The sequence below is a fragment of the Micromonospora sp. WMMD754 genome, assembly GCF_049315235.1.
Taxonomy (GTDB): Bacteria; Actinomycetota; Actinomycetes; order Mycobacteriales; family Micromonosporaceae; genus Micromonospora; species Micromonospora sediminicola.
The window spans coordinates 1,051,310-1,072,930 of the sequence record NZ_CP186058.1; the positions used below are offsets into that span (position 1 = coordinate 1,051,310).

General features: G+C 71.2%; 20 protein-coding genes. 12 read left to right on the forward strand and 8 right to left on the reverse strand.

The features are described 5' to 3' along the window. Positions 1-40 precede the first annotated feature (40 nt). The gene (locus tag ACN27B_RS04925) at positions 41-2,188 is read left to right on the forward strand and encodes a prolyl oligopeptidase family serine peptidase (RefSeq protein WP_422743680.1); all 2,148 of its coding nucleotides are present in this window, start codon (positions 41-43) and stop codon (positions 2,186-2,188) included. Positions 2,189-2,281: 93 nt separating this feature from the next. Here ACN27B_RS04925 and ACN27B_RS04930 read toward each other — a convergent pair whose 3' ends face one another. The 5 genes from ACN27B_RS04930 to ACN27B_RS04950 all read right to left on the reverse strand — a co-directional run bounded on the left by ACN27B_RS04930 (position 2,282) and on the right by ACN27B_RS04950 (position 8,319). After that, the gene (locus tag ACN27B_RS04930) at positions 2,282-4,024 is read right to left on the reverse strand and encodes an ABC transporter substrate-binding protein (protein ID WP_396821740.1); all 1,743 of its coding nucleotides are present in this window, start codon (positions 4,022-4,024) and stop codon (positions 2,282-2,284) included. Between the two features lie 113 nt (positions 4,025-4,137). Further along, the gene (locus ACN27B_RS04935) at positions 4,138-5,124 is read right to left on the reverse strand and encodes an ABC transporter permease (RefSeq protein ID WP_099163743.1); all 987 of its coding nucleotides are present in this window, start codon (positions 5,122-5,124) and stop codon (positions 4,138-4,140) included. Between the two features lie 11 nt (positions 5,125-5,135). Further along, a complete protein-coding gene (locus ACN27B_RS04940) occupies positions 5,136-6,143 on the reverse strand; it encodes an ABC transporter permease (protein WP_099163742.1) in 1,008 nt (335 codons plus the stop codon). Continuing rightward, on the reverse strand, positions 6,140-7,219 hold the full coding sequence (locus ACN27B_RS04945) for an ABC transporter ATP-binding protein (RefSeq protein WP_422743683.1): 1,080 nt from the start codon (positions 7,217-7,219) through the stop codon (positions 6,140-6,142). Before ACN27B_RS04945 ends, ACN27B_RS04940 begins: the two co-directional genes overlap by 4 nt. Then, entirely contained in the window at positions 7,216-8,319 is a 1,104-nt protein-coding gene (locus ACN27B_RS04950) for an ABC transporter ATP-binding protein (RefSeq protein WP_422743685.1), read from the reverse strand. Before ACN27B_RS04950 ends, ACN27B_RS04945 begins: the two co-directional genes overlap by 4 nt. A 237-nt stretch (positions 8,320-8,556) precedes the next feature. Between ACN27B_RS04950 and ACN27B_RS04955 the strand changes: the two genes are divergently transcribed. The 6 genes from ACN27B_RS04955 (at position 8,557) to ACN27B_RS04980 (ending at position 16,092) form a co-directional block, all read left to right on the forward strand. Next, positions 8,557-9,105, forward strand: a complete 549-nt coding sequence (locus ACN27B_RS04955) for a Uma2 family endonuclease (protein ID WP_098747402.1) — start codon at positions 8,557-8,559, stop codon at positions 9,103-9,105. Between the two features lie 112 nt (positions 9,106-9,217). Continuing rightward, complete coding sequence (locus ACN27B_RS04960; RefSeq protein ID WP_099163740.1) at positions 9,218-10,654, forward strand: TldD/PmbA family protein; 1,437 nt, start codon at positions 9,218-9,220, stop codon at positions 10,652-10,654. Further along, a complete protein-coding gene (locus tag ACN27B_RS04965) occupies positions 10,651-12,057 on the forward strand; it encodes a TldD/PmbA family protein (protein ID WP_422743688.1) in 1,407 nt (468 codons plus the stop codon). Before ACN27B_RS04960 ends, ACN27B_RS04965 begins: the two co-directional genes overlap by 4 nt. A gap of 199 nt (positions 12,058-12,256) precedes the next feature. Then, entirely contained in the window at positions 12,257-13,063 is an 807-nt protein-coding gene (locus ACN27B_RS04970; protein WP_091570634.1) for a hypothetical protein, read from the forward strand. A gap of 11 nt (positions 13,064-13,074) precedes the next feature. After that, positions 13,075-14,985, forward strand: a complete 1,911-nt coding sequence (locus tag ACN27B_RS04975; RefSeq protein WP_099163738.1) for a fumarate reductase/succinate dehydrogenase flavoprotein subunit — start codon at positions 13,075-13,077, stop codon at positions 14,983-14,985. Between the two features lie 3 nt (positions 14,986-14,988). Further along, positions 14,989-16,092, forward strand: coding sequence for a succinate dehydrogenase/fumarate reductase iron-sulfur subunit (locus ACN27B_RS04980; RefSeq protein WP_422743691.1), 1,104 nt, complete (start codon positions 14,989-14,991; stop codon positions 16,090-16,092). A gap of 80 nt (positions 16,093-16,172) precedes the next feature. Here ACN27B_RS04980 and ACN27B_RS04985 read toward each other — a convergent pair whose 3' ends face one another. Further along, complete coding sequence (locus tag ACN27B_RS04985) at positions 16,173-16,562, reverse strand: (deoxy)nucleoside triphosphate pyrophosphohydrolase (protein WP_099164910.1); 390 nt, start codon at positions 16,560-16,562, stop codon at positions 16,173-16,175. Between the two features lie 238 nt (positions 16,563-16,800). Here ACN27B_RS04985 and ACN27B_RS04990 point away from each other — a divergent pair, with 238 nt between their 5' ends. The 5 genes from ACN27B_RS04990 (at position 16,801) to ACN27B_RS05010 (ending at position 19,619) form a co-directional block, all read left to right on the forward strand. Further along, complete coding sequence (locus ACN27B_RS04990; protein ID WP_091570621.1) at positions 16,801-17,109, forward strand: 4a-hydroxytetrahydrobiopterin dehydratase; 309 nt, start codon at positions 16,801-16,803, stop codon at positions 17,107-17,109. Between the two features lie 31 nt (positions 17,110-17,140). Further along, the gene (locus ACN27B_RS04995; protein WP_091570616.1) at positions 17,141-17,503 is read left to right on the forward strand and encodes a PH domain-containing protein; all 363 of its coding nucleotides are present in this window, start codon (positions 17,141-17,143) and stop codon (positions 17,501-17,503) included. Between the two features lie 24 nt (positions 17,504-17,527). Then, positions 17,528-18,244: a SanA/YdcF family protein gene (locus ACN27B_RS05000; protein WP_422743694.1), complete on the forward strand. Its 717-nt coding sequence runs from the start codon at positions 17,528-17,530 to the stop codon at positions 18,242-18,244. Positions 18,245-18,293: 49 nt separating this feature from the next. Further along, on the forward strand, positions 18,294-19,025 hold the full coding sequence (locus ACN27B_RS05005; RefSeq protein WP_422743696.1) for a class I SAM-dependent methyltransferase: 732 nt from the start codon (positions 18,294-18,296) through the stop codon (positions 19,023-19,025). A gap of 99 nt (positions 19,026-19,124) precedes the next feature. Then, positions 19,125-19,619, forward strand: coding sequence for a GNAT family N-acetyltransferase (locus ACN27B_RS05010; RefSeq protein WP_099163734.1), 495 nt, complete (start codon positions 19,125-19,127; stop codon positions 19,617-19,619). Between the two features lie 81 nt (positions 19,620-19,700). On the opposite strand, the gene ACN27B_RS05015 is transcribed toward ACN27B_RS05010, so the two are convergent. Beyond that, a complete protein-coding gene (locus tag ACN27B_RS05015; protein ID WP_253866167.1) occupies positions 19,701-20,369 on the reverse strand; it encodes an HAD family hydrolase in 669 nt (222 codons plus the stop codon). Between the two features lie 65 nt (positions 20,370-20,434). After that, a complete protein-coding gene (locus ACN27B_RS05020) occupies positions 20,435-21,517 on the reverse strand; it encodes a hypothetical protein (RefSeq protein WP_099163732.1) in 1,083 nt (360 codons plus the stop codon). Positions 21,518-21,621: the final 104 nt, after the last annotated feature.

Sequence of the window (21,621 nt, forward strand, 5' to 3'; positions counted from 1 at the left end):
CGGCCACATCACGCCCGGCACCCGCCTACGATCTGCAGGCGTGGACTTTCCCGAGCTGGCCGCCCGTACCCGTCGGTTCAGCCACGGGGCGCCGCGCGCCGTCTCCGTCGCGGGGGACGGCTCCCGGGTGCTCTTCCTGCGGTCCGCGGGACCGGAGGACCCGGCCGACGCACTCTGGCTGCTCGACGTCGACAGCGGCGAGGAACGCCTGGTCGCGGACCCGGCGGTGCTGCTGGGCACGGACGCCGAGCCGGCCCGCCTCGCCCCCGGCGAGCGGGCGCTGCGCGAGCGGCTGCGCCTCAGCTCCGGCGGCATCGGCTCGTACGCGCTGGACGCGGCCGGCCGGGTGGCCGCGTTCGCGCTGGCCGGGCGGCTGTTCCGGGCCGACCTGGTGCACGGTGACGTGGTCGAGGTCGCCGCCGTGGGGCCGGTGATCGACCCGCGCCCCGACCCGGCCGGCGAACGGCTGGCCTACGTCACCGACGCGGCCGAGGGCGTCCGCCGGGGCCAGCTGCGGGTCGTCGAGCCGGACGGTACGGACAACCTGCTCGCCGGTGAGGACAGCGGGGTGACCTGGGGGCTGGCCGAGCACATCGCGGCCGAGGAGTTCCACCGCTACCGGGGCTACTGGTGGGCGCCGGACGGTCGCAGCGTGCTGGCCGCCCGGGTCGACGAGTCCCGCCTGCCGCGCTGGTACCTGCACGACCCGGCCGAGCCGGCGAGCCCGTCGACGTCGCTGGCGTACCCGGTGGCCGGCGGCCCGAACGCGGAGGTCAGCCTGCACCTGCTCGACCTCGACGGCGGCTGGGTCGACGTGCACTGGGACCGCGAGACCTACCCCTACCTCAGCTCGGTGGACTGGGCGGACGGCGGGCCGTTGATCACCGTGCTGCGCCGCTCGCAACAGCACGGCCTGGTGCTGGCGGTGGACCCGCGTACCGGGGAGACGCAGGTGCACGCGGAGCTGGCCGACCCGCGCTGGGTGGAGCCGATCCCGGGCACCCCGGCGCACCTGCCGGACGGGCGGGTGCTGGTCGGCGGCGAGCTGGCCCACGACGGGTACGACGCCCGCTGCCTCTTCGCCGACGGGACGCTGCTCACCCCGCCCTCGCTGTACGTGCGGCGAGTGGTCGGGCGGTTGCCGGCCGGTCCCAACCAGGCGGCCGACCTGCTGGTGGAGGCGAGCGAGGGCGAGCCCAGCCAACGCCACCTCTACCGGGTGCGGACCACCATCGGCGGTGGGATGGACGCCCGCCGGATGGGCAGCGACCCGGGCTGGCACACCGCCGCGATCGGCGGATCCACGCTGGTGGTGGGCATCGCCTCGCTGGAGCACCCGGGCGTGCGGTGGCGGGTGTGGCACGGCGACCGCGAGGTGGGCGAGCTGCGCTCACTGGCCGCCACCTGCTCGTACGCGCCGCGGCCGACGCTGGTCCGGGTGACCGACCGGCGGCTGCCCAGCGCGGTGCTCTACCCGGTCGAGCACGTCAAGGGCACGCGGTTGCCGGTGCTGCTGGACATCTACGGCGGCCCCGGCCACCAGGAGGTGATCGCGGCCCGCGGCGCCTGGCTGGAACGGCAGTGGTGGGCCGAGCAGGGCTTCGCGGTGGTGACCATCGACAACCGGGGCACCCCGGGCATCGCGCCGTCGTTCGAGAAGGCGATCCACCGCCGGGTCGCCGACGTGATCCTGAGCGACCAGGTGGACGCGCTCACCGCGCTCGCCGGCAAGCACCCCGACCTGGACCTGGAGCGGGTGGCGGTGCGCGGCTGGTCGTTCGGCGGTTGGCTGGCCGGGCTGGCGGTGCTGCGCCACCCCGAACTGTTCAAGTGCGCGATCGTCGGGGCGCCGGTCACCGACTGGGCGCTGTACGACACCGCCTACAGCGAGCGCTACCTCGGCATGCCGGACGACGGGATGGACGTCTACGCGCACCACTCGCTGGTCGAGCTGGCCGCCGAGCCGCTCGGCGACCCGGCGCAGGCCCGGCCGATGCTGCTGGTGCACGGGCTGGTGGACGACAACGTGCTGGCCGCGCACACGCTGCGGCTCTCCGCCGCGCTGCTGGCCACCGGCCGCCCGCACGCGGTGCTGCCGCTCACCGGCGCGAGCCACCTGGCCGCCGGCGGGGTGTCCGAACGCCTGCTCCGCCTGGAGCTGGACTTCCTCCGCCGCTACCTGGCTTAAGGAAGGGCCCCTTATTAACGCCTGCGGTAGAGGAAGGGCCCCTTCTTAACGTCGCGCGTTAAGAAGGGGCCCTTCCTTCAACCACAGGTACGGCTACTGCTTGACGAAGGCGTTCACGAAGTTCGGGTAGCCGAACACGGAGGAGATGAAGACCCCTCCGGCCTTGGAGCCGTGCACGTTGTAGGCCACGTCCACGTAGAGCGGCACCACCGGCGCGTGCTCCTTCATGATCCGCTCGTCCAGCTTGCCCCACTCCGGGCCCTGGTCGGCCGGGGGCAGCGCCAGGATCCGGTCCATCTCGGCGTTGATCGCGTCGTCGTTGAAGTACGACTGGTTGCTGTTGCCCTCGGCCTTGATGGTGCGGCCGTCGTAGAGCACCGGCAGGATCGAGGCGCCGCTCGGCCAGTCCGCGGCCCAGTTACCGATGTAGAGGTCCCACGGGTTGTCCTTCTTCTTGACCTCGTCCAGCTTCGCGTCGTCCGGGATGTTCCGGACGGTGATCTTGAAGCCGGCGCGCTCCAGGTTGCCCTTGAGCTGGACCGCGATCTGCTGCTCGTCGGTGTTGTCCGCGACGCCGAGGACCAGCTCCGGCGTCTGTCCGCCGAGCAGCTCCTTCGCCTTCTCCGGGTTGCCGTTGGCACCCGCCGGGTAGGCGTCGTACGCCTTGTAACCGATGGTCGACGACGGCATCAGGGTGGTCATCGGCTGGGCGACGGTCTGGCCGCCGAGCGCCTTGACCAGGCCCTCCCGGTCGATCGCGTAGTTGAGCGCCTGGCGGATCTTCAGGTCCTTGACCCGCTGGGTGTTGATCACGAGCTGGTTGGCGCTCGGGGTCGGGGACAGCAGGGTGCGGGACTTCAGCGCAGGGTCACCGGCCACCTTGGCGACCAGCGCCGGCGGCACCGAGTTGAACGCCAGCGCGCTCTGGTCGGCGCCGTTGTCCGCGATCACCCGGTTGTTGGCGGCGTCCTGGGTCGGGCCGAAGGTCCAGACGAACTGGTCCGGGTACTGGTGGCGCACCGGGTCGGTCTTCGCGTCCCAGTTCGGGTTGCGGTCCAGCGTCAGCTGGACGCCGACCTGGTTCTTGGCGATCTTGTAGGGGCCGGACGAGAACGGCTTCTGGTCCAGGTTGACCCCGGTGTCCTTCTCCGGCTTCAGCGGCGCCGTGGTGGGCAGCGAGACCGCGAACGGCAGGTCGCAGCGCGGCTTGGCGAACTCGAACCGCAGCGTCTTGTCGTCCGGCGTGGTCAGGCCCGGCGGCAGCGACGTCTTGTTCTTCTTGAAGTCCCACTTGGTGTCGAACTGCGCGGTGTCGGCCAGCCACTCCTGGATGTAGGTGGGGCCGCTGGTGAGGTCCGGGTCGAAGGAGCGGGCGATGCCGTACGCGATCTCCTTGGCGGTGATCGGGCTGCCGTCCTCGAACTTCACCCCGTCCTTGATCGTGAATTCCCAGACCTTGCAGTCGTTGTTGACGTTCTTGCCCGGCGTCTCGGCCAGGTCGCCCACCAGGACCAGGCCGCCCTTGCCGTCGTCCTTCCACGTGGTCAGGTAGCGGGCGAAGAGCGGGCTGGCCATCAGCCCGGCGAACGAGTACGTCCGCTGCGGGTCCAGGTGGGAGATGGGGGTCTCCCGGATGATGGTGAACGTGCCGCCCTTGGCCGCGCCCTCCACCTCCGGCGCCGGCCCCTGCGAGTCCTTGGGGTCGGTGGCGATGACCCCGGTCTGCTGCCGGCTGCCGTCCACCTTGGTGCCCTCGCCCGTGTTCTCCGAGCAGGCGCCCAGCCCCACAACCAGTGCGATGGCGCCGCCGACGGCGGCCGCTGCGCGTGGTCGCATGTCCTACCTCCTCCACCCGTACGCCGGGCGCATCCGCCGACGTCCCGAGGATCGTAAAGAAGAAAAACTACGAGTTGTGTAACAGTTCTCGATAAATTTCGTCGGACCGTCGGTCAGCCCAGGCGCACCCGGGGGTCGATCACCGCGTAGAGCAGGTCCACGATCATGTTGGCGAGCACCACGAAGACCGCCGCGATCAGCACGGTCGCCATGATGGTCGGCAGGTCACCGGAGCGGACCGCGTCCACCGCGGTCCGACCCATCCCGTTCAGGCCGAACGTCGTCTCGGTGATGACGGTGCCGCCGAGCGCCCCGCCCACGTCCAGGCCGGCGATGGTCACCACCGGCGTGATCGCGGCCCGCAGCGCATGTCGGCCGTACACCTTGCGTTTGGCCAGGCCCTTGGCGCGGGCGGTGCGGACGAAGTCCTCCGACAGCGTCTCCAACATCTGCGCCCGGGACAGCCGGGCATAGATGGCGGAGAAGAGGAAGGCCAGCGCCAACCAGGCCAGCACCAGCCCGCTGCTCCATTTCAGGGGGTCGTCGAAGAACGAGGTGTAGCTGGGCACCGGTAGCAGGCGCAGGTTGTAGACGAACACGATGAGCAGCACCGCGCCGACGAAGTAGAGCTGCAGCGAGGCGCCGGTCAGCGAGAAGCCGATCGCCGCCCGGTCCAGCCAGCTCCCCCGGCGCAGCGCGGACAACATGCCCAGGCCGACGCCGAGCAGCAGCCACAGGACGGCCGCCGGGATGACGATGCTCAGCGTCACCGGCAGCACCCGGGCGATGGTGTCCGAGACCGCCTCGTTGGAGACGTACGACCAGCCGAGGCAGGGCGCGTCGCACTGGCCGCCCTGGGCGCTGCCCAGGTCCCGCCCGGTGACGATGCCCTTCATGTAGCCGGCGTACTGGCTGATCAGCGGGTCGTTCAGGCCCAGCTCCTGGCGGACCCGTTCCAGCCGCTCGGGGTTGCAGTTCTTCGGGCACATGCCGGTGACCGGGTCGCGCGGCAGGGCGAAGAACATCAGGAAGCTCAGCACGCTGACCGCGAAGAGCGTGAGCGCGGCCGAGAGCAGCCGGCGGACGAGGAAACGCGTCATGGGTCGGCCTCCTACCGGGACGACTTCGGGTCGAGCGCGTCGCGCAGCGCGTCGCCGAAGAGGTTGAAGGCGAACACGAGCGCGAAGATCGTGATGCCGGGGAAGAAGACGTACGCCGGGTCGGTCTGCAGGTAGTCGAGACTGCGGTAGATCATCCGGCCGAAGCTCGGCGTCGCGTCGGTGAGGCCGACGCCGATGAACGACAGCGCCGCCTCGCTGGTGATGTACTGCGGCACCGCGAGCGAGAAGGCGACCAGGATCGGCGCCCACACGTTCGGCAGCAGCTGACGGAACAGCATGTGCCCGAGACCGGCCCCGCTGGCCCGGGCCGCCTCCACGAACTCGCGCTCGCGCAGCGCGATGATCTGGCCCCGGACCAGGCGGGCGGTGCTGGTCCAGCCGAACAACGCGAAGATCGAGATGAGCACGCCGATCTGGAAGTACGCCGGGACGGCCTCCCGCTGGCCGTAGAAGCGCAGCGCGACGGTCGGCATCAGTGCCAGCGCGATGATCAGGAACGGCATCGCCAGGGTCAGGTCGGTGATCCAGTTGATCACCGAGTCCAGCCAGCCACCGAGGTAGCCGGCGAGCGTACCCAGCGTCACGCCGATGACGGCGGTCAGCACGGCGGCGGCGAACGCGATGAACAGCGACGTCCGCAGCCCGTGCACCATCCGGATGAAGATGTCCCGACCCAGGCCGGGCTCCAGCCCAAACCAGTGGTCGCCGGTGACGCCGCCGGCGTAGCCCAGCGGCATGCCGTAGCCGTCGAGACGGCTCTGGAACTGCTCCTTCGGCCCCACCCCGTACAGCGCCTCGATCAGCGGCACGGCCAGCGCGACCAGGACGAAGAAGACGAGCAGGGCGCCGCTGACCAGGGCGGTGCGGTCCCGCCGGAGCCGCGCCAGCGCGAGTTGGCCGGGTGAGCGGCCGACGAACTCCTTGTCCCGGCGCTCGTCGCCGTCACCGGGCGACTCGATCTCCGCGAGCGCCACGCCCTCGACCGGGGACAGGCTCATTCCGCCACCTCCTTCAGTTCCGGGGCGTCGCCGCCGCCGACCGCCGCGGGCGCGACAGTGCCACCGCCGACCGTCGCCGGCCCGGCGGCGTCCACCGGTCCGCTCTCCGGGTAGTGGCAGGCGGTGAGTTGGGTGCCGCCGTCGCGGGTGGTCAGGGCGGGTGTTTCGGTGGCGCAGCGGTCGGTGGCTTTCCAGCAGCGGGTGCGGAAGCGGCAGCCGCTGGGTGGGTCCAGGGGGGTGGGGACGTCGCCGGTGAGGCGGATGCGGCCGGCGGGGCCGAGGGTGGTGACGTCGGGGATGGCCGAGAGCAGGGCGCGGGTGTAGGGGTGTTGCGGGCGGGTGTAGATGGTGTCGCGGTCGCCGATCTCGACGATGGTGCCGAGGTACATGACGGCGACGCGGTGGCAGAAGTGGCGGACCACGGCGAGGTCGTGGGCGATGAACACGAACGCCAGGTCGAGGTCGCGTTGCAGGTCGCGCAGGAGGTTGATGACCTGGGCCTGGATGGACACGTCGAGGGCGCTCACGGGTTCGTCGGCGACGATGAGCTTGGGTTGCAGGGCCAGGGCGCGGGCGATGCCGATGCGTTGGCGTTGCCCGCCGGAGAACTCGTGCGGGTAGCGGTTGTAGTGCTCGGGGTTGAGGCCGACCAGTTCCAGCAGTTCCTGCACGCGTTTCTTGACGCCGCCGGGTGGGGTGATGTTGTTGACCTGCAGCGGCATGGCCACGATCCGCCCGACGGTGTGGCGGGGGTTCAACGACGCGTACGGGTCCTGGAAGATGATCTGCAGGTCCTGGCGCAGCGGCCGCAACGCGCCCCGGCGGGCGTGGGTGATGTCCCGCCCGGCGAAGGTGATGCTGCCGGCGGTGGGTTCCAGCAGCCGCACCAGCATCCGCCCGGTCGTGGTCTTCCCACACCCCGACTCGCCCACCAGACCCAACGTCTCGCCGGGGCGGACGTCGAAGTCCAGCCCGTCGACCGCCCGCACGGCGCCCCGGCTGCGGAAGCCCTCGCGCACCGGGAAGTGCTTGGTCAGCCCCCGCACCCGCAGCAGCGGCTCGCTCTCGACGCTCATCGGGCCACTCCCACCTGGGCGATGTCCTGCTGATAGATCCGGGTCCGCTCCGCCGCCGACAGATGACAGGCCACCAGGTGCCCCGTCTCGCCGGCCGCCCGCAGTTCGGGGACCTCGGCGCGGGAGCGGTCGCCGTTGACGTCGGCATAGCGGCAGCGGGGATGGAACGCGCAGCCCGACGGCAGGTTGATCAGACTCGGCGGGTTGCCCGGGATCGGCACCAGGTCCGCGTCCGCGTCACCGTGCAACGACGGCACGCTCGACAACAACCCCCACGTGTACGGATGCTGCGGCCGCCGCAACACCTGCTCCACACTGCCGTGCTCCACCGCCCGACCGCCGTACATGACGAGGACGTCATCGGCCACCTGACCGACCACACCCAAATCGTGGGTGATCAGGATGATCGCCGAACGGAACTCCTCCTGAAGATCATTGAGCAGGTCCAGGATCTGCGCCTGCACCGTCACGTCCAACGCCGTCGTCGGCTCGTCGGCGATCACCAGATCCGGATCGTTGACCAACGCCATCGCGATCATCGCCCGCTGCCGCATCCCACCGGAGAACTCGTGCGGATACTGCTCGAACCGCCGCGCCGGCTGCGGAATCCCCACCCGACCCAACATGTCCACCGCCCGGCTACGCGCCTCCCGCCTACCGGCCTTCGGGTGGTGCACCCGGTACGCCTCGGCGATCTGCTTCCCGACCGTGTAGTACGGATGCAACGCCGACAACGGATCCTGGAAGATCATCGCCATGTCCCGACCCCGCAGCCGCCGCACCTCCTCCTCCGGCAGACCCACCAACTGACGCCCACCCACCGAGATCTCCCCGGTGACGGACGCCCGCTTGGAGTTGTGCAGACCCAGGATCGCCAACGACGTCACGCTCTTCCCCGACCCGGACTCCCCCACGATCCCGAGCGTGCGACCCCGCTCGACGGCGAACGACACCCCGTCCACAGCCCGGACCACACCGTCCTCGGTGTCGAACCGCACCCGCAGGTCCCGGACCTGGAGATAGGGGCCCTCGCCGGAGCGCTGCTCCGGCACCTCCGGGCGGTCCGGCTCCCCGGACGGCACTGCATCCGACCTGCCCATGACCGCCTCCCCCTCCTGATGAAGAGAACCTACAGGAAACCTCTGGAGGCGAAAATAAGCTACAAAGGCCGGGCTGTCAGCGGTCAGAGCGTAACGACTCGGTTTCCGACCTGAACAGCCCTCACCAGGGACATTCACCGACGCGAGTGGGCATCGTCGTCTCGTCGGCGCACCTGAGGTGCGACCATGGTCCCGGCGACGAAGGGAAGATTCCCGCGACACGAGGTGGAGGTGACCATGACCGCGGCGGTGTTCGGCCACGACGGCCCGTGGACCGAAGAGGAGTACCTCGCCCTCAGCGAGACGCAGCAACGCGTCGAACTCTTCGACGGGAGCCTCCACGTGACGCCGGCGCCCACCCCGCGGCACCAGCGGATCCAGCGGAACCTCGGCAACCTGCTCGAAACCGCGGCGCGGCGCGTGGGCCTGGAGCTGCTGGAGACGGTCAACGTCCGGCTCAAGCCGGGCCGGATACCGATTCCCGACCTGGTCGTCACCGAGCCGATCGACTTCGACGAACCGATGATCGAGGCGCGGGACGTCCGGCTCGTCTGCGAGGTCATCTCACCGAGCAACGCGGCGACGGACAAGGTGCTCAAGATGCACTACTACGCCGCCGCCGGCATCGAGTGGTACCTGCTGGTCGAGCAGGAGACCGGCACGTTGCACCTCTACCGCCGCCAGGGCCGGCACTACCGGGAGGTGTCGGTGACCAAGCCCGCCGACGTGCTGGAGCTGACGGACCCCGTCCGGGCGACGATCCGGCCGGAGGATCTCGTCCCCTGACGGATGTCGGTGCGCTCGCCTAGGGTCGGCCCATGAGCGAGCGCCATCGAGCGAATCGTCACCGCAGTGCGGCCGTGCCTCCTGGCCGCGCCGAGCGAAGCGTAGTGCCGTCATGAGCGAGTTCGACGCGGCCACCGCCGCCGTGCAGGCCGCCCTCGACGCCGGGGCCCGCTATGCCGACGCCCGGGTGATGCACCGCCGGTACGAGTCGATGTCGGCGCGCAACGGTGACGTCGAGGAGCTGACCCAGCACGAGAGCGTCGGCCTGGGGGTGCGCGCCCTGGTCGGCTCCGGGTGGGGTTTCCAGGCCGTACCCGAGCTGTCCGACGCCTCGGCCCGCGACGCCGGCCGGCGCGCCGCGGCGATCGCCACCGCGAGCGCGCGCGTCTCCGGCCCGCCGATCGACCTCGTGCCGGTCGAGGCGGCGGTGGCGAGCTGGGCCTCGACCTGCGCGGTCGATCCGCTCGGGGTGCCGCTCTCCGACAAGGGCGACCTGCTGGTCGGCGCCACCGCGACCATGCGGGAGCACGGGGCCGACCTGGCCGAGGGGCTCTACCAGATCTGGGACACCACGAAGTGGTTCGTCTCCAGCGAGGGCCACCGGATCGACCAGCACATCCGGGAGTGCGGCGGCGGCATCTCGGCCACCTCGATCGGCGACGGCGAGACCCAGCGCCGGTCCTATCCGAGCTACCGGGGGCAGTACGGCACCACGGGGTGGGAGCTGGTCACCTCACTCGACCTGGCCGCGCACGCCGCCCGGATCGCCGAGGAGTCCCGCGAGCTGCTCACCGCCCCGGAGTGCCCGGCCGGCGAGACCGACCTGATCCTCGGCGGCGAGCAGCTCGCGTTGCAGATCCACGAGTCGGTCGGGCACGCCATCGAGCTGGACCGCATCCTGGGCTGGGAGGCGGCCTTCGCCGGCACCTCCTGGCTCGACCTGGCCCGCCTCGGCTCACTGCGCTACGGCTCCGAGCTGATGAACGTGACCATCGACCCGACCATCCCGGGCGCGCTGGGCAGCTTCGGCTTCGACGACGAGGGCTCCCCGGCGGTCGCCCGGGACGCGGTCCGCGAAGGGCGGTGGGTCGGGGTGCTCGCCGGCCGGGACTCGGCCGCCGTCGCCGGCCTGGGCTACGGCGGCAGCGTACGCGCCGACGGCTGGGCCCGGCTGCCGATGGTGCGGATGACGAACGTGGGCCTGGAACCCGGCCCGCACACGCTCGACGAGATCGTCGCGGCCACCGACGACGGGGTGCTGATGGACATCAACCGGTCCTGGTCGATCGACGACAAGAGGCTCAACTTCCAGTTCGGCTGCGAGGTCGGCTGGGAGGTGAAGAAAGGCCGCCGGGGGCGGATGCTGCGCAATCCCACCTACACCGGCATCGGGCCGGTCTTCTGGCGGTCGATGGACATGCTCTCCTCGGAGATCGTCCCGTGGGGCACGCCCAACTGCGGCAAGGGGCAACCCGGCCAGGTCGGGCACACCGGCCATCCGGCCGCCCCGGCCCGCTTCCGCGGCGTCCGTGTGGGGGTGCGCGCGTGAGCGCCGAACAGGATCTCGCCGCCCGGGTGGTGGAGCTGGTCCGGCGCGTGGCCGGGCCGGGCGCGGAGGCCGAGGTGCTGGTGACCCGCACCGACCTCGCGCTCACCCGCTTCGCCAACTCCTCGATCCATCAGAACGTCGCCGAGACCGGCACCGCGATCCAGCTGCGGCTGCACGTCGACGGGCGGACCGCCGCGGGTGGCGGCAACCGGGTCGACGCCGACGGGCTGGCCGCGCTGGTCGAGCGGACCCGGGCCGCGGCCCGGCTGGCCCCGGCCGACCCGGCCTGGCCCGGGCTCACCGCGCCGACGCCGACGCCGTCCGGCCCGGGCGTCGACGAGGCCACCGCGTTCGCCTCGCCCGACGAGCGGGCGGCCCGGGTACGCGCCTTCGTGGACGCGGTCGAAGGGCTGGAGGCGGCGGGCTACTGCCGCACGGCGTACCGGTCCGGCGCGTTCGCCAACTCCGCCGGGCACTCGGCGCAGGGGCGGGCGGCGGAGGCGGCCATGGACGGCATCGCCCGCACCGGGGGCGTCGACGGCGTGGCCCGGCACTGCGCCGACCGCCTCGCCGACCTCGACGGCGCCGCGCTCGGCGCCCGCGCGGCGGCCAAGGCACGGGCCGCGGCCGACCCGGTGGAACTGCCGCCCGGGCGCTACGAGGTGGTGCTCGAACCGGCGGCGGTGGCCGACCTGTTGCAGAACCTCGCCTGGTTCGGCTTCAACGGCAAGCGGTACGCCGAACGCCAGTCCTTCGCCGAGCCGGGCGCCGCCCAGTTCGACCCGGCGGTGACGCTGGTGGACGACCCGCTGCACGCCTCGACGCTGCCGTTCGACCTGGAGGGCACGCCCCGGCGGGCGCTGCCGCTGGTGGAGGCCGGCACCACCCGGGCGGTGGCCCACGACCGGCGCAGCGGCGCGGAGGCGGGCGTCGCGTCCACCGGGCACGGCATGGCCGGCGGGTCGACGTTCGGGCCGATCCCGCACAACCTCCGCCTGCTGCCGGGCGCGCCGGACACGGTCGACGCCGGGGTCGCGGCCGGACCGGTGAGCGCCGGGGTGACCGGGGCGGTGGGCGACCCGGACACCGCGGCCCTGGTGGCCGGCGTGCGGCGCGGACTGCTGGTCAGCGACTTCTGGTACACCCGGGTGCTGGACCCGAAGCAGCTGGTCGTCACCGGGCTGACCCGCAACGGGGTCTGGCTGGTCGAGGACGGCGTGCCGGTGCGGGCGGTCCGGGATCTCCGGTTCACCGAGTCGTACCCGCGGGCGTTGGGGCCGGGCCGGGTGCTCGGTCTGGGCCGGTCGCCGGTCCGCCAGCCGGACCGGATGGACGGGTCCTGGTGGGAGGGGCCCGCCCTGCGGCTGTCGTCGTGGAACTTCACCGGCGGCGCGTCCGGCTGATCCGGAACACCGACGCGGCGACGCCGTCCGCATATTGATCATGATCCGGGTCTTTCCAACCCGCGGGACACACGGGACACTGCGTTGCGCGGCCGGGCCGTGAAGATCGGCGTAACGTGTGTCACTTAGCCGCGCCGGTTCACCGGCGTGGTCCCGCGCGTGCGCAGGACGTGACAGTGACGTCAGGGAGATGACTCGAATGACATCAACGGCAACGAGACCGCGGGGAGCGCGGGCACGTGCCGCCATCGCGGCGAAGACGTTGCGGACCGACCGCTGGTGGTTCGCGCCATTGATCACCGTCGTCGGGCTGAGCGCGTGGGTCATCTACGCGACCGTCCGGGTCTTCATGCACAAGTGGTACTGGGTGGACCAGTACCACTACCTGACGCCGTTCTACTCCCCCTGCGTGACCGAGCGCTGCGTCGAGGGTTCCTCGCACTTCGGCAGCTTCCTGCCCGGCTGGTGGATCATCCCGGACGCGGCGCTGACCCTGCCGTTCCTGCTGCTGTTCCGGCTCACCTGCTACTACTACCGCAAGGCCTACTACCGGTCGTTCTGGCTGTCGCCGCCGGCGTGCGCGGTGCCGGACGGGCACCAGTCCTACAGCGGTGAGACCCGGTTCCCGCTGCTCGGTCAGAACCTGCACCGCTACTTCTTCTACGCCGCCGCGATCATCTCGCTGATCAACACCTGGGACGCGATCTACGCCTTTCACTCCCCCGAGGGCTTCGGCTTCGGCCTGGGCAACGTCATCCTGCTGATCAACGTGGTGATGCTCTGGGCGTACACGATCTCCTGCCACTCCTGCCGGCACATCATCGGCGGCCGGCTCAAGCACTTCTCGAAGCACCCGGTGCGCTACAAGGCGTGGACCGGCGTGTCCTGGTTGAACGTCCGGCACATGCAGCTCGCCTGGATCACCCTGGGCACGCTGGCGCTGACCGACTTCTACGTGATGGCGGTGGCCGCCAAGTGGATCACCGACCTCCGGTTCATCAACTGAGGGCCCCTGACATGACTGAGACGCGAATCGAACGACACCACTACGACGTCGTCGTGATCGGGGCCGGCGGCGCCGGCCTGCGCGCGGCGATCGAGGCCCGGCTGGCCGGCAAGAAGACCGCGATCATCTCGAAGTCGCTGTTCGGCAAGGCGCACACGGTGATGGCCGAGGGCGGCGCGGCGGCCGCGATGGGCAACGTGAACTCGCGCGACAACTGGCAGGTGCACTTCCGGGACACCATGCGCGGCGGCAAGTTCCTCAACAACTTCCGGATGGCCGAGCTGCACGCCAAGGAGTCGCCGCAGCGGATCTGGGAGCTGGAGACGTACGGCGCGCTCTTCGACCGCACCTCCGACGGCAAGATCTCGCAGCGCAACTTCGGCGGCCACGAGTACCCACGACTGGCGCACGTCGGCGACCGGACCGGCCTGGAGCTGATCCGCACGCTCCAGCAGAAGATCGTGTCGCTCCAGCAGGAGGACAAGCGGGAGTTCGGCAGCTACGACGCCCGGATCCGGGTGTTCGCCGAGACCACGGTCACCGAGCTGCTGCTCGACGGCGACCGGGTGGCAGGCGCGTTCGGCTACTACCGCGAGTCCGGTGAGTTCGTCCTCTTCGAGGCGCCGGCCGTGGTGCTGGCGACCGGCGGGGTCGGCCGGTCCTACAAGGTCACCTCGAACTCCTGGGAGTACACCGGGGACGGTCACGCGCTCGCGCTGCGCGCCGGCGCCACGCTGATCAACATGGAGTTCCTCCAGTTCCACCCGACGGGCATGGTCTGGCCGCCCTCGGTGAAGGGCATCCTGGTCACCGAGTCGGTGCGCGGCGACGGCGGCGTGCTGAAGAACTCCGACGGCAAGCGGTTCATGTTCGACTACGTCCCCGACGTCTTCCGCAAGCAGTACGCGGAGACGGAGGAGGAGGCGGACCGCTGGTACACCGACCCGGACAACAACCGGCGTCCGCCGGAGCTGCTGCCCCGCGACGAGGTCGCCCGCGCGATCAACAGCGAGGTCAAGGCCGGTCGGGGTACGCCCGCCGGCGGTGTCTACCTGGACATCGCCTCGCGCAAGTCGGCGGAGGAGATCCGTCGCCGGCTGCCCTCGATGTACCACCAGTTCAAGGAGCTGGCCGACGTCGACATCACCAAGGAGCCGATGGAGGTCGGCCCGACCTGCCACTACGTGATGGGCGGCGTCGAGGTGGACCCCGACTCCGGCGCGGCGGCGGGCACCGTACGCGGGCTCTTCGCCGCCGGCGAGGTCTCCGGCGGGATGCACGGCTCCAACCGGCTGGGCGGCAACTCCCTGTCCGACCTGCTGGTCTTCGGCAAGCGGGCGGGCGGCCACGCGGCCACGTACACCGACCAGCTCACCGCGCGCCCGGCGGTGTCGGTGGCGGCGGTGGAGGCCGCGGTGGAGACGGCCCTGGCGCCGTTGCAGCGGGACACCGGCGAGAGCCCGTACCAGCTCCAGCAGGACCTCCAGGTGGTCATGGGCGACCTGGTCGGCATCATCCGGCGGGAGGGCGAGCTGGCCGACGCGCTGGGCCGGCTGACCGAGCTGCGGGAGCGGGTGGCGAAGGTGAGCGCGGTCGGCGGCCGGCGCTACAACCCGGGCTGGCACCTGGCGCTCGACCTGCGCAACATGCTCGTGGTCTCGGAGTGCACCGCGAAGGCGGCGCTGGAGCGGCAGGAGTCGCGCGGCGGGCACACCCGGGAGGACTACCCGGCGATGGACCCGAAGTGGCGGCGGGTCAACCTGGTCTGCTCGTTGGACGGGGACACGGTCCGGCTGACCCACAAGCCGCTGCCGAAGATGCGGCCGGAGCTGATCGGGCTGTTCGATCGGGCGGAGCTGTCCAAGTACCTGACCGACGAGGAACTCGCCGAGTTCGACGCCCTCACCGAACAGGAGCGCTGAGGAATGGGAACCGATCCGCAGCAGGCGACCGGCAAGCCGGCCGCGAAACGCCAGTTCCGCATCTGGCGGGGCGACGAGACCGGCGGCGACCTGAAGGACTACTCGGTCGAGGTCAACGAGGGCGAGGTCGTCCTCGACGTGATCCACCGGCTCCAGGCCACCGAGGCGCCGGACCTGGCGTGCCGGTGGAACTGCAAGGCCGGCAAGTGCGGCTCCTGCTCGATGGAGATCAACGGCAAGCCGCGGCTGGGCTGCATGACGCGGATGTCGACGTTCGAGGAGACCGAGACCGTCACGGTCACCCCGCTGCGCACGTTCCCGGTGATCCGGGACCTGGTCACGGACGTCTCGTTCAACTACGAGAAGGCCCGGGAGACGCCCGCGTTCGCGCCGCCGGCCGACGTGGCGCCCGGTGAATACCGGATGCAGCAGGTCGACGTCGAGCGCTCGCAGGAGTTCCGCAAGTGCATCGAGTGCTTCCTGTGCCAGAACGTCTGCCACGTGATCCGCGACCACGACGAGAACAAGCAGGCGTTCTCCGGCCCCCGGTTCTTCATCCGCGCCGCCGAGCTGGACATGCACCCGCTGGACGCGAAGACCGACCGCAAGGAGTACGCGCAGTCCGAGATGGGGCTCGGTTTCTGCAACATCACCAAGTGCTGCACCGAGGTCTGCCCCGAGCACATCAAGATCACCGACAACGGGATCATCCCCATGAAGGAACGCGTCGTCGACCGCAGGTACGATCCCCTTGTGTGGCTCGGTAACAAGATCTTCCGGAGGGGTCAGGTGCCTCAGACCAGCGCGACCAGCGGGCATGTCAGCGGTGCGGTGACCGCCGGCGCGGCACACGGCGGGGTGCACTCCCACGCCGGCGGCTCGCACGACAGCGGCGCCGAGCGCCAGGCCCAGCAGGGTGTCAACTGGCAGCGCGAGGTGCCGCACCCGACCGCCCCGGCCGTCGACTCCAGCGGCAAGCTGCCGCTGACCGAGTTGACCTTCGACCGGGCCGCCGCGCCGTCGCCGTTCGGCGACGACGTGGAGTTCCCGCTGCCGCCGGAGCACCTCAACTTCGCCCACCCGCAGCAGGACGAGCCGAAGCACTGAGCAGCGCGACGATGACGGGGGCCAGCGGCACACGCCGCCGGTCCCCGTCTCGTTTCCGACCCGCTGTCCGGTTCGTGGTCTCAGGCGGACGCGGCGAGCAGCGGGCGCAGCGCGGGCACGATCGGCACGTCGGCCGGCAGCCAGGCGACGCTGTCCAACTCGGCGGCCGAGAGCCAGCGCAGCTCGGCGTGCTCCAACGCCTCCGGCTGGTCGCCGTGGAGCAGACGGGCGGCGTAGACGCGCAGGACGGAGCGACCGTGGGCCATCCGCACGTCCCGTCCCACCCGCGCGCCGACCGCGACCCGGACGCCCAGTTCCTCGGCGCACTCCCGGGCCAACGCCTCGGTCTCGGTCTCCCCCGGCTCGACCTTGCCGCCGGGGAACTCCCACCGCCCCGCCACCTCGGGGGGCGCGGAACGCTCGCAGGCGAGGACCCGGCCGGCCACGATGATCGCCGCCCCGACGACCACCCTCGGCTCCTGCCGGTCGGCCTGCCCGTTCCCGGTAACCCGTTCGGTCCGCACGAGCCACCAGCGTGCCAGATCAATCGGCGGTTTGGGTAGCTGAGTCGACCGTCAGGCCAACAGAACACGGAAGTGTGGGCGTGGACACACCATCTGTGCGGCGACAAACTAGAGGGCGTCGACTGGGACACGGGATGGCGACGATTTGGCCACAAGCCGGCAACGACGCCTGGGAGGTGCGGTGATGCGCGTGCTGTTCAGCGGCCGGGCGAAGCACGACTACCTCAGCGACGCGCTCGCCCTGCTGTCCGGATGGACCCGGGAGGGCGAGCAGATCCGCCGCACGCTCGTCCTCGACGACACCCAGCACGCCGCGCTCACCGAGCGGGTGGCCGTGGTGGCCGACGCGTTGCGGCTGCGCCCCGAGATCAGCCGCCGGGCCGACCGCACCCAGATCAAGGTGGGGCACGGCGACGACGAACCACTCACCGAGGGTGAGGTCCTGCTGGCCGCGCGCATCGAGGACGCCGTCCGGGCGGTCACCGAGCGCTGAGCGCTGGCGCGTCTGCCCTACCGTCGAGGACATGTCTGGCCCGACGTACGACCGCAAGGAACAGTTCCAGCAGATCCAGAGCGGCCTGCTGCCCGGTGAGCAGATCATCGCCGTCTACGACGCGATCGGCACCGGCACCGGCTTCATCGGCCTGACCGACCGGCGGGTGATCATCCAGGACCGCTCCTTCGTCGGCAAGCGGTACGCCATCACCAGCATCCCCTACTCGAAGATCACCAGCGTGAGCGTGGTGAGCAACAAGCACTGGGGCGGCTCGTTCTTCTCCACCGGCGCGATCGCCGTGCACGTCGGCACGCACACCTACGAGGTCGAGTTCCGTGGCTCGGAGAAGAGCCACCACGTGCACAACGTGATCCTGCACCACATCTCCTGATCGGACGGTGACACAATCGCCGCCATGGGGGGACGAGTCGCGCGGTGGCGCGCCTGGTGGGCCACCGACCGGCGGGCCGTACGCCCGATCCGCCGGCTCCTCCTGGTCGGCGCCGCCGGCGCGGTGCTGTCGACCGCCGTGACCGCGGCGAGCGTGGTCTGGATCCGCGACGGCGCCGAGGGGCACGTGTTCACCGCCGCCGAGGTGCCGGAGGCGCCGGTGGCGCTGGTGCTCGGCGCGAAGGTCGAGCCCGACGGGACGCCGTCGCCGTTCCTGGCCGGTCGGCTGGAGATCGCGCGGCAACTCTTCGCGGCCGGCAAGGTCCGGGTGGTGCTGGTCTCCGGCGACCACATGAACTGGGACTACGACGAGCCGGACGCGATGCGGCGCTGGCTGGTCGAGCGCGGTGTGCCGGCGGACAGGGTCGTGCTGGACCACGCCGGGTTCGACACCTACGACTCGTGCGCCCGGGCCCGGCGGGTCTTCGGGGTGCGGCAGGCCACCGTGGTCACCCAGTCGTTCCACCTGCCCCGCGCGGTGACGCTCTGCCGGCGCCTCGGCATCGACACCAACGGCGTCGGCGACGACACCGCCCGCCGGTACGCCGACCAGTGGCGGATCAGCACCACCCGGGAGTACGGCGCCGCCGTGAAGGCCGCGGCGGACGTGCTCTCCGGCCGCGACCCGGTGCACCTGGGCCGACGGGAGACCGCTGTCGACGACGCCCTGCGGGCCGGCTGAGGCGCGTAATCCGGTTGTCGCGGGTGGCGACGGGTGGTCTGCTGCCGTGATGTCCGTCTTCGACGATCCCGGCCTGTTCGGCCGGCTCTGGGCCGCCACCTACGACGGCCCGGGCAATCCCGACCCCTCTCCCGCTGTCGACTTCCTCGCCCCGCTGGCCGACGGCGGCCCGGTGCTCGAACTGGCCGTCGGCACCGGCCGGGTGGCCCTGCCGCTGGCCGCCCGCGGCCTCGCCGTGGAGGGCGTCGAAGCGTCCCCGGAGATGGTGGCGCAGCTGCGCGCCAAGCGGGGTGGCGAGCACATGCCCGTCACCATCGGCGACATGGCGGACGTCCCGGTCGCCGGGCCGTACCGCCTGGTCTTCCTGGTGTTCAACACGCTGTTCAACCTGGTCGACGCCGAGCGCCAGGCGGCCTGCTTCCGCAACGTCGCCCGGGTGCTGACCCCCGGCGGGGCGTTCGTGGTCGAGACCTACGTGCCCGACCCGGCCGACTTCGACCGGGACGAGCAGGTCCAGGTCCGGGAGGTGACCGAGGACTCGGCCACCATCCGACTGCACCGGTACGACCGGGCGGCGCAGACGTTCGTGCGGCAGACCGTCACGTTCGACGCCGACGGTGTGCACCTCAGGCCGTTCGCGATGCGCTACGCCTGGCCGGAGCAGATCGACGAGATGGCGGAACGCGCCGGGCTGCGCCTCGCCGAGCGGTACGCGGACTGGGACCGGACCCCGTTCGACGCAGACAGCCGGGCGCACATCTCGGTCTACCGGACCCGGTAGCGGTCGCGCCGAGGGCCGGGACCTTTCCTCCCGGCCCTCGGTCGTGCCGGTTACGCTGGCGCGGCCGGGCCTCGGCCGCCACAGGGTCAGGAGGGGTCGATGACCGTCACCGTCGCCGCGATGGACGACACGCACGCCGACGCCGTGCTGGAGATCTACCGGCTCGGCATCGCCGAGGGGCACGCCACGTTCGAGACCGAGCCGCCCGACTGGTCCCGGTTCACCGCCACCCGGCTGCCCGGGCACCGGTGGGTGGCGCTCGACCCGGCCGGGCAGGTGCTCGGCTGGGTGGCCTGCTCGGCGGTCTCGGACCGCTGCGTCTACGCCGGCGTGGTCGAGCACTCCGTCTACGTGCACCCCGGGGCGCGGGGGCGGGGCGTCGGCCGGGCCCTGCTGGACGCGTTGGCGGCCTCCACCGAGGCGGCCGGCATCTGGACCATCCAGTCCGGTGTGTTCCCGGAGAACACCGCGAGCCTCGCCCTGCACGAGCGCTGCGGGTTCCGGGTGGTCGGCACCCGGCAGCGGATCGGCCGGCACCACGGCGTGTGGCGGGACGTCACGCTGATCGAACGGCGCAGCCCGCGGATCGACTGACCGGGGCGTCAGGCGACACAGAACTCGGTGCCCTCCGGGTAGTACTCGGGGCAACGTTGACAATCAGGAGCCGCTTCGATCTCACATGCCGGCCAATGTCAGCACGTGGTGGAATCCGCGAGGCTGGGCCGGCGAACTCGTCATCGGTAGCACCAGGGCCGGTATGCCGGCGGCCACGGAACCGCCGTCGCCGCTGGGATGGTCACCGACCATCAGCGTCCGATCCGGCTGTGCCTCCAAGGCGTCGAGTGCGGTGCGCCAGATCTGCACATCGGGCTTGATGAAGCCGACCTCGTAGGAAAGCACGTATGCGTCGATGTAGCGGTCCAGTCCGTGCCGGGCAAAGCATTCGCGAATGTCCCAGCCAGTGTTGCTCACCACGCCAAGGCGAATATCGCGGGCGCTGAGGGCGGCGAGAGTGGAGGACGTGTCCGCGTACGGCTCGAGTGCTTCGGCGTGCGTTTCGTGCAGGGCTCGCGCGAACGGCAGGTCCACCCCACGGATCTGCTGCAGGACGGCCAGAATCGCCCGGTCCCACACCTGCGGGTCCAGGTCGCGGGCAACATGAGCGGGGTCCGCAGCCGTTGCCCGCAACAACTCAGCGAAATCCGCGGCGATGCGCTGAGCGTCACCGGCGACCACCTCCCGGCCGAGCGATGCCGCGGCGCTGCCGACCCAGCGGTCAGGGTCTCTGGCGAACAGGGTCCACGCGAAGTCGAACAGGACGGTCGTCACGGGTTTCGAAGCCACCAGGCCAAGCTAGATCAGCGGGACGACTCCCGTGGGGCCGTGATGCTCCTGACCGCACTCGACCGCTACCGCACCTCGTCGCCGTGGCGACTCCGCCCCTCGACCCGGTCCTGGACGATGCGCGTGCTCTGGTCGGGAACCAGCTCCGAGAACACCCGCAGGTGCTTCTGGTCCACCCACGTCACCTGGGTGCCGTCCCCGAAACCGTCGTAGCTGTCGACGCTCTTGCGGGTCAGGTTGTTCATCCGTCGGCCGTCGAGGTCGCAAGCGAACATGTCGGTCGCCAGCCCGTTCGGCTGCGGCGACTCGAACGCCACCCGGGCGCGTTCCGGGTCCGGACCCGACAGGAGCGGGCGACCGGTCGCCGGTGACAGCCAGACGTCCTCGGGGTAGCGGATTCCGGCACGGACGACGAGAAGGTAGGGCGTGCGTGACACCGGCCGGCCACCGACGCACTCGACCGCGACGACCAGCCCCGGTGTACCTGTCGACCGCGCCACCTCGACGTGCCCGGCATGCAGGGCCACTCCGTCGACGTAGGGCAGTATGCCGCCGCGGTCGAGCAGGCCGACCGCGGCGAAGCGTCGCTGCGGGGGCCGCCCGGACACAGCTTGCAGGTAGGCGAGGTCCGTGATGATGTGCAGGACGACGGTGGCTGCCGCGCGACACGTGCCGCGCACCACGAACCGGTGGGGCAGCGGCGTGGCGCGGGCGATGTCCGTCCCGGTCAGGGTGTGCAGGTCGAGCCTGCGCGCGTTCGCCCCCGCGGCGGCCAGCGACCAGTCCGCCGGAAGGACGCACAGGTCCCGGCCCGGGACCAGCACCCGTTTCTGCGGGCCCTCGCCGTATTCGACCGCGCTGATCCGGACGTTGGACGCGACAGGTATCGCGTCCAGTTCGAGAGCGGGACGCAGGTGACGTCGCCGCACCCGCAGGCTGACGTGTCCCAGTTCCGCCGGATCGGCGGCGGGCCGGAACTCCAGCACCAGGTAACCGACGACGCACAGGACGGTCAGCGTCCACGCGATCCACAGGTTCCCGGCCAGGAAGGCGGGCACCTGGGACGTCGAGTAGTTCACGACGATGCTGGTCACCGTGAGGACGAGGGCGGCCAGCAGAGATCGACGTACGCCGCGCTCGGTCCGCATGCGCCGCAGGCTAGTGCACCCGGGGCTCGCCCTCCCATCCCCCGACGGGCCGAGTCTCTACACTGTGGACCCGTCCAAGGGCCGACGCGGCAGGCGGTCAGCGC

Coding starts and splice junctions, on each gene's coding strand:
- ACN27B_RS04930 (WP_396821740.1), bottom strand. CDS start 4,024: ATGCGACCACGCGCAGCGGCCGCCGTCGGCGGCGCCATCGCACTGGTT.
- ACN27B_RS04935 (WP_099163743.1), bottom strand. CDS start 5,124: ATGACGCGTTTCCTCGTCCGCCGGCTGCTCTCGGCCGCGCTCACGCTC.
- ACN27B_RS04940 (WP_099163742.1), bottom strand. CDS start 6,143: ATGAGCCTGTCCCCGGTCGAGGGCGTGGCGCTCGCGGAGATCGAGTCG.
- ACN27B_RS04945 (WP_422743683.1), bottom strand. CDS start 7,219: ATGAGCGTCGAGAGCGAGCCGCTGCTGCGGGTGCGGGGGCTGACCAAG.
- ACN27B_RS04950 (WP_422743685.1), bottom strand. CDS start 8,319: ATGGGCAGGTCGGATGCAGTGCCGTCCGGGGAGCCGGACCGCCCGGAG.
- ACN27B_RS04955 (WP_098747402.1), top strand. CDS start 8,557: ATGACCGCGGCGGTGTTCGGCCACGACGGCCCGTGGACCGAAGAGGAG.
- ACN27B_RS04960 (WP_099163740.1), top strand. CDS start 9,218: ATGAGCGAGTTCGACGCGGCCACCGCCGCCGTGCAGGCCGCCCTCGAC.
- ACN27B_RS04970 (WP_091570634.1), top strand. CDS start 12,257: ATGACATCAACGGCAACGAGACCGCGGGGAGCGCGGGCACGTGCCGCC.
- ACN27B_RS04975 (WP_099163738.1), top strand. CDS start 13,075: ATGACTGAGACGCGAATCGAACGACACCACTACGACGTCGTCGTGATC.
- ACN27B_RS04980 (WP_422743691.1), top strand. CDS start 14,989: ATGGGAACCGATCCGCAGCAGGCGACCGGCAAGCCGGCCGCGAAACGC.
- ACN27B_RS04990 (WP_091570621.1), top strand. CDS start 16,801: ATGCGCGTGCTGTTCAGCGGCCGGGCGAAGCACGACTACCTCAGCGAC.
- ACN27B_RS04995 (WP_091570616.1), top strand. CDS start 17,141: ATGTCTGGCCCGACGTACGACCGCAAGGAACAGTTCCAGCAGATCCAG.
- ACN27B_RS05000 (WP_422743694.1), top strand. CDS start 17,528: ATGGGGGGACGAGTCGCGCGGTGGCGCGCCTGGTGGGCCACCGACCGG.
- ACN27B_RS05005 (WP_422743696.1), top strand. CDS start 18,294: ATGTCCGTCTTCGACGATCCCGGCCTGTTCGGCCGGCTCTGGGCCGCC.
- ACN27B_RS05010 (WP_099163734.1), top strand. CDS start 19,125: ATGACCGTCACCGTCGCCGCGATGGACGACACGCACGCCGACGCCGTG.
- ACN27B_RS05020 (WP_099163732.1), bottom strand. CDS start 21,517: ATGCGGACCGAGCGCGGCGTACGTCGATCTCTGCTGGCCGCCCTCGTC.